The 5,538-nt window shown below is 71.9% G+C and carries 3 protein-coding genes; all 3 read left to right on the top strand.

The genetic code is table 11. The features are described 5' to 3' along the window. Nucleotides 1–278: 278 nt before the first annotated feature. The 3 genes from ACFVX6_RS40425 (at nt 279) to ACFVX6_RS40415 (ending at nt 5,497) form a co-directional block, all read left to right on the top strand. The gene (locus tag ACFVX6_RS40425) at nt 279–1,067 is read left to right on the top strand and encodes an SDR family oxidoreductase (protein ID WP_389699574.1); all 789 of its coding nucleotides are present in this window, start codon (nt 279–281) and stop codon (nt 1,065–1,067) included. A 40-nt stretch (nt 1,068–1,107) separates the two neighbouring features. Continuing rightward, complete coding sequence (locus ACFVX6_RS40420; protein WP_389699573.1) at nt 1,108–3,699, top strand: bifunctional FO biosynthesis protein CofGH; 2,592 nt, start codon at nt 1,108–1,110, stop codon at nt 3,697–3,699. 112 nt (nt 3,700–3,811) lie between these two features. Further along, nucleotides 3,812–5,497 (top strand): hypothetical protein, encoded by a 1,686-nt coding sequence (locus tag ACFVX6_RS40415; RefSeq protein WP_389699572.1) that lies wholly within the window; start codon nt 3,812–3,814, stop codon nt 5,495–5,497. The last annotated feature ends 41 nt before the right edge of the window (nt 5,498–5,538 follow it).

Raw genomic sequence — 5,538 nt, 5'->3', positions numbered from 1 at the left:
GGCCGACACCCCACCCCGGCCCCGGCACCGACCCACCCGCAGCCCCGCCACGCCCCGCCACGTACACACAGACGCCAGCCACAACCCAGCCCCGCCGGCGCTTGAGGCGCCGCCGGAGGCAAATCCAGCCCCTCCGGCGGCGGAGGAGCGGGGGCTGGTCCCCGGGCAGTGGCGCCGCGCGCAGGCGGAACGGGTCGCGCCCCTTCCCTCCCCGCGCCCCGCGCCGTAGCCTGACGCCCCGTCAGATATAGGCCGGCGCCACCCAGGAGGCCCGCACCATGTCGCTGCTTCTGCAAGGCAAGACCGTCATCGTCTCCGGCGTGGGCGCCGGCCTCGGGCACCAGGTGGCCGCCACCGTCGTCCGCGACGGCGGCAACGCCGTGCTCGGGGCGCGGACCGAGGCCAACCTCGCCAAGTGCGCCGCCGAGATCGACCCCGACGCCACGCACACCGCGTACCTGCCGACCGACATCTCCGACGAGCGCCAGTGCGAGGCCCTCGCCGCCCTCGCCCAGGAGCGGTTCGGCGGGGTCGACGCCGTCGTCCACGTCGCCGCCTGGGACTCGTACTTCGGCGGCCTCGAAGACGCCGACTTCGGCACCTGGCAGCAGATCCTCGACGTGAACCTGCTCGGCACCCTGCGCATGACCCGCGCCTGCCTGCCCGCGCTGAAGGCCGCAGGCGGCTCCGTGGTCATCATCGGCACCCAGTCGGCCATCGCCTCCCCCAACGAGGTGCAGCAGGCCGCCTACGCCGCTTCCAAGGGCGCGCTGACCTCCGCCATGTACTCCATGGCCCGCGAGCTCGGCCCGCACCGCATCCGCGTGAACACCGTGCTCCCCGGCTGGATGTGGGGTCCCCCGGTTCAGGCCTTCGTCACCTTCACGGCGCACACCGAAGGCGTACCGGAGGCCGAGGTGCACTCCCGCCTCACCGACCGCATGGCGCTGCCCGACCTGGCCACCGACGGGGACGTCGCCGACGCCGCCGCCTTCCTCGCCTCGGACCGCGCACGGGCGATAACCGGCCAGTCTCTGCTGGTCAACGCCGGGGAGCTGATGCGATGAGCCCCTCCGTGCCCGCGCGAGCGGATCGTATGCTCGGGCCATGACCACTCCGAGTGACGCTCCGACCGAGAACTCGATGCGCCGGGCGCTCCGTCGCGCCCGCGACGGCGTCGCGCTCGACGCGAACGAGGCGGCCGTGCTCCTGCAGGCGCGCGGCGAGGACCTGAAGGACCTCGCCGCCTCCGCCGCCCGGGTGCGGGACTCCGGCCTCGAAGCCGCGGGCCGGCCCGGCGTCATCACGTACTCGCGCAAGGTGTTCATCCCCCTCACCCGGCTGTGCCGGGACAAGTGCCACTACTGCACCTTCGTCACGGTCCCCGGCAAGCTCCGCCGCGAGGGCCACGGCATGTACCTGTCCCCCGACGAGGTGCTCGACATAGCCCGCCGGGGCGCGGCCATGGGCTGCAAGGAAGCGCTGTTCACGCTCGGCGACCGGCCCGAGGACCGCTGGCCCGAGGCCCGCGAGTGGCTCGACGCGCACGGCTACGACGACACCCTCGCCTATGTGCGCGCCATGGCCATCCGGGTCCTGGAGGAGACCGGCCTCCTCCCCCACCTCAACCCCGGGGTGCTGACCTGGTCGGACCTCCAGCGCCTCAAGCCGGTGGCCCCCTCGATGGGCATGATGCTGGAGACCACCGCCACCCGGCTGTGGTCCGAGCCCGGCGGCCCCCACCACGGCTCCCCCGACAAGGACCCGGCCGTCCGGCTGCGCGTCCTCGAAGACGCCGGCCGCTCCAACGTCCCCTTCACCACCGGGGTGCTGATCGGCATCGGCGAGTCCTACGAGGAGCGCGCGGACGCCTTCTTCGAGCTGCGCCGGATCCAGCGCAGCTACCACGGCATCCAGGAAGTCATCGTCCAGAACTTCCGGGCCAAGCCCGACACGGCCATGCGCGGCATGCCCGACGCGGAGCTGGAGGAGCTGGCGGCGGCCATCGCCGTGGCCCGCCACATCCTCGGCCCGAGCGCCCGCATCCAGGCCCCGCCGAACCTGGTGGACTCCGAGTACGCGCTGCTCATCGGCGCCGGCATCGACGACTGGGGCGGGGTCTCCCCGCTCACCCCCGACCACGTGAACCCCGAGCGCCCCTGGCCGCACATCGAGGAACTGGCACGGCACACCGCCGACGCCGGCTTCGCGCTCCGCGAACGCCTCACCATCTACCCGGAGTTCCTCCAGCGCGGCGAACCCTGGCTGGACCCGCGGCTGCTGCCCCACGTCCGCGCGCTGGCCGACGCGGAGAGCGGGCTCGCCGACGAGTCCGCGCGGGTCGAGGGCCGGCCGTGGCAGGAGCCGGACGAGGGCTTCGCCTCCTTCGGGCGCACCGACCTGCACACCACCATCGACACGCAGGGCCGTACCGCCGACCGGCGCGAGGACTTCGACGAGGTCTACGGCGACTGGGAGGCCCTGCGCGAGGCCGCGGCCCCCGGCATGCTCCCGGAGCGCATCGACACGGACGTACGGGCGGCGCTCGCGCAGGCCGCCGACGACCCGACGAAGCTCACCGACGAGCAGGCGCTCGCCCTGCTGCACGCGGACGGCCCCGCGCTGGACGCCCTCTGCCGGATCGCGGACGACCTGCGCAAGTCGGTGGTGGGCGAGGACGTCACGTACATCGTGACCCGCAACATCAACTTCACCAACGTCTGTTACACCGGCTGCCGCTTCTGCGCCTTCGCGCAGCGCCGCACGGACGCGGACGCGTACACCCTCTCGCTCGACCAGGTCGCCGACCGGGCCGCGCAGGCGTGGGACGTGGGCGCCGTCGAGGTGTGCATGCAGGGCGGCATCCACCCGGACCTGCCCGGGACGGCCTACTTCGACATCGCGCGGGCGGTGAAGCAGCGCGTCCCCGGCATGCACGTGCACGCCTTCTCCCCGATGGAGGTCGTCAACGGCGCGACGCGCACGGGGATGTCGGTGCGGGACTGGCTGACGGCGGCCAAGGAGGCCGGTCTCGACTCCATCCCCGGTACGGCGGCGGAGATCCTGGACGACGAGGTCCGCTGGGTCCTGACCAAGGGCAAGCTGCCGACGGCCGACTGGATCGACGTCGTCTCGACGGCGCACGAGCTCGGCATCCGCTCCTCCTCCACGATGATGTACGGCCACGTGGACCAGCCCCGCCACTGGCTGGGCCACTTCCGCACCCTGGCGCGCATGCAGCAGGAGGCGCGGGCCAAGGGGGTGGAGGGCTTCACGGAGTTCGTGACGCTCCCGTTCATCCACACCAACGCACCCGTCTACCTGGCGGGCATCGCCCGCCCCGGCCCGACGGTGCGCGACAACCGCGCGGTGACGGCGATGGCCCGCATCCTGCTCCACCCGCACATCACCAACATCCAGACCAGTTGGGTGAAGCTGGGCTCGGAGGGCGCGGCCGAGATGCTCCGCTCGGGCGCCAACGACCTGGGCGGAACCCTGATGGAGGAGACCATCTCCCGGATGGCCGGCTCGAGCTACGGCTCGTACAAGTCCGTCCAGGACCTGATCGCCGTCGCCGAGGCGGCCGGCCGGCCCGCGAAGGCCCGTACGACCCTCTACGGCGAGGTCCCGGAGGAGCGCCAGGCCGCGGCCCGCGCCTCGGACGGGCACCTGCCGGAGCTGCTGCCGGTCCTGGACTGACATCGCGCCGGAGGCGTGCGCGGTCCCGTACGCCTCCCGTACGGCCCCGTACAACCCTTGGAGGCGTTCGGCGGTCTCACCACCGATCGTCGAACACATCTCCGGGGGTTTCATGAACAAGCGCATCAACGCCGTGCTCTGCACCGCGACCGTCCTGGGACTGGGAGCCGCCGCGCTGGCCGTGCCCACCACGGCCGCGCAGGCCGCCGCCTCCCAGCCGAGGCAGTTCAGCGCACGCGTGGTGCACGAGCGGGTCATCCTGGACTTCGGCACCGAGCTGCTGCCCAAGGACCTCAAGGTGCACCTGCGCAAGAAGGGCACGACCGCGCGGGTCGCCACCGTCACGAGCTTCACCGCCGTCCCCGAGGCGGGCATCGAGCCCTGCCCGGACTCCTGCGGGGACCCGGTCACCGCGGCGGTACCCGTCCAGACCGCCCCGCTGAAGCTCGCCGCGCTCGGCGAGTACACCGTCGACGTGGAGTACGACGGCCCTCAGGGCGAGAACGTCTCCCACAAGGACAAGACGGGCCTGAACTATCAGGTGCGGCCTTCCTTCGCGAACCTGAAGGCCTCGAACCCGGTGTCGCTCGCGGCCCCGCAGACGGAGGTATCGGGTGACATCAAGCTCTACGACCCCCGCAACGGTGCGCTGAAGCCCTATCCGGGCACGTTCACGGCCCGGACCGGCACCGTCACCACACAGGTGACCCCCAACGCCCAGGGACACTTCGCGTCGAAGCTCACGGTCTCCGGCGCCGAGTCCGGTGCGAAGCCGTCCGACCACGACGCCACGTACGTCCACTTCGCGGGCGAGGCGAACGGCGTCAAGGACCAGGATTCCCTGCCGGTGCAGGTGACGCCGGGCGCAGCCGCACGCATCACCCTGGACTCCCCGACCCTGACCGGCCCCTTCGGAACGAACGGCACGATCGGCGGCACCGTCACCTGGAAGGCCCCCGACGGCACGTGGAAGCCGGCACCCGCCGGCCTGAGGGTCGCCGTCAACGCCGCCCCCGCACCGGCGAAGTACCTGACGACGGACGGCACGGGCCGGTTCGGTGCGTCCTTCTCCCTGCCCTTCACCGATGACGACCCGTGGCAGGTCCGCACCGACTCGCCCTGGGTGGCCACTACCGAACAGAAGCTGACGGTGGACACCACGGGCGGGACCGCCTTCCACGACTTCACCGCCCAGTTGTACTCGCACAAGGTCGTGACGGTGAGGGCCAAGCTCGACGTCGTCGAGATCCCGTCGGGCACCCCCTATTCCTCGAACGTGGACATCCAGTACTCGGCGGACGGCAAGACCGGCTGGACCACAGTCGGTGGGACATTGGTCCACACCGATCCCGGCTACAGCCGCACGGAGAGCCTCAGCGGGGATATTCCCGACCCCGGACCGGGCTTCGTGCGACTGCAGTACGCCGGCACCCCGAACTTCCGGGGTTCGGTGACGCCCGCCGTCCGGCTGAACGAGCGGAAGGCGACGGCCATCTCGGAATTCAACGCCGCGCCCGAGCCGGTCAAGAAGGGCCAGCCGATCACGGTCACGGGCAAGCTCACCGAGACCGACGCCGCCCGCACGCCGTTGGTCGGCGCGACCGTCCACTACTACTTCAGGCCCGCAGGAAGCACGAAGTGGCAGGGCATGGGCTCCACCAGGACCCTTGCGGACGGCAGCTTCTCCAGGAAGTTCCCCGCCAACGTGACCGGCACGTGGAACGCCCGGTTCCTGTATGTCACCTCGCCCCACTTCTTCTCGCTCAGCCGCTACGACGAGGTCGTCGTCACTCCGTGACCCGCGCAGGACGGGCGCGGGCGGTAGAGGCGGCTCAGCCG

Origin of the sequence: Streptomyces sp. NPDC058289, assembly GCF_042880975.1 — a bacterium.
Taxonomy (GTDB): Bacteria; Actinomycetota; Actinomycetes; order Streptomycetales; family Streptomycetaceae; genus Streptomyces; species Streptomyces stoeckheimensis.
The sequence above is the reverse complement of the archived record's forward strand: the minus strand, read 5'-3'. Positions and strand labels throughout refer to the sequence as shown.

What these genes read in the sequence shown, in the direction of transcription:
- ACFVX6_RS40425 (WP_389699574.1), top strand. Translation starts at nt 279, where the DNA reads ATGTCGCTGCTTCTGCAAGGCAAGACCGTCATCGTCTCCGGCGTGGGC.
- ACFVX6_RS40420 (WP_389699573.1), top strand. Translation starts at nt 1,108, where the DNA reads ATGACCACTCCGAGTGACGCTCCGACCGAGAACTCGATGCGCCGGGCG.
- ACFVX6_RS40415 (WP_389699572.1), top strand. Translation starts at nt 3,812, where the DNA reads ATGAACAAGCGCATCAACGCCGTGCTCTGCACCGCGACCGTCCTGGGA.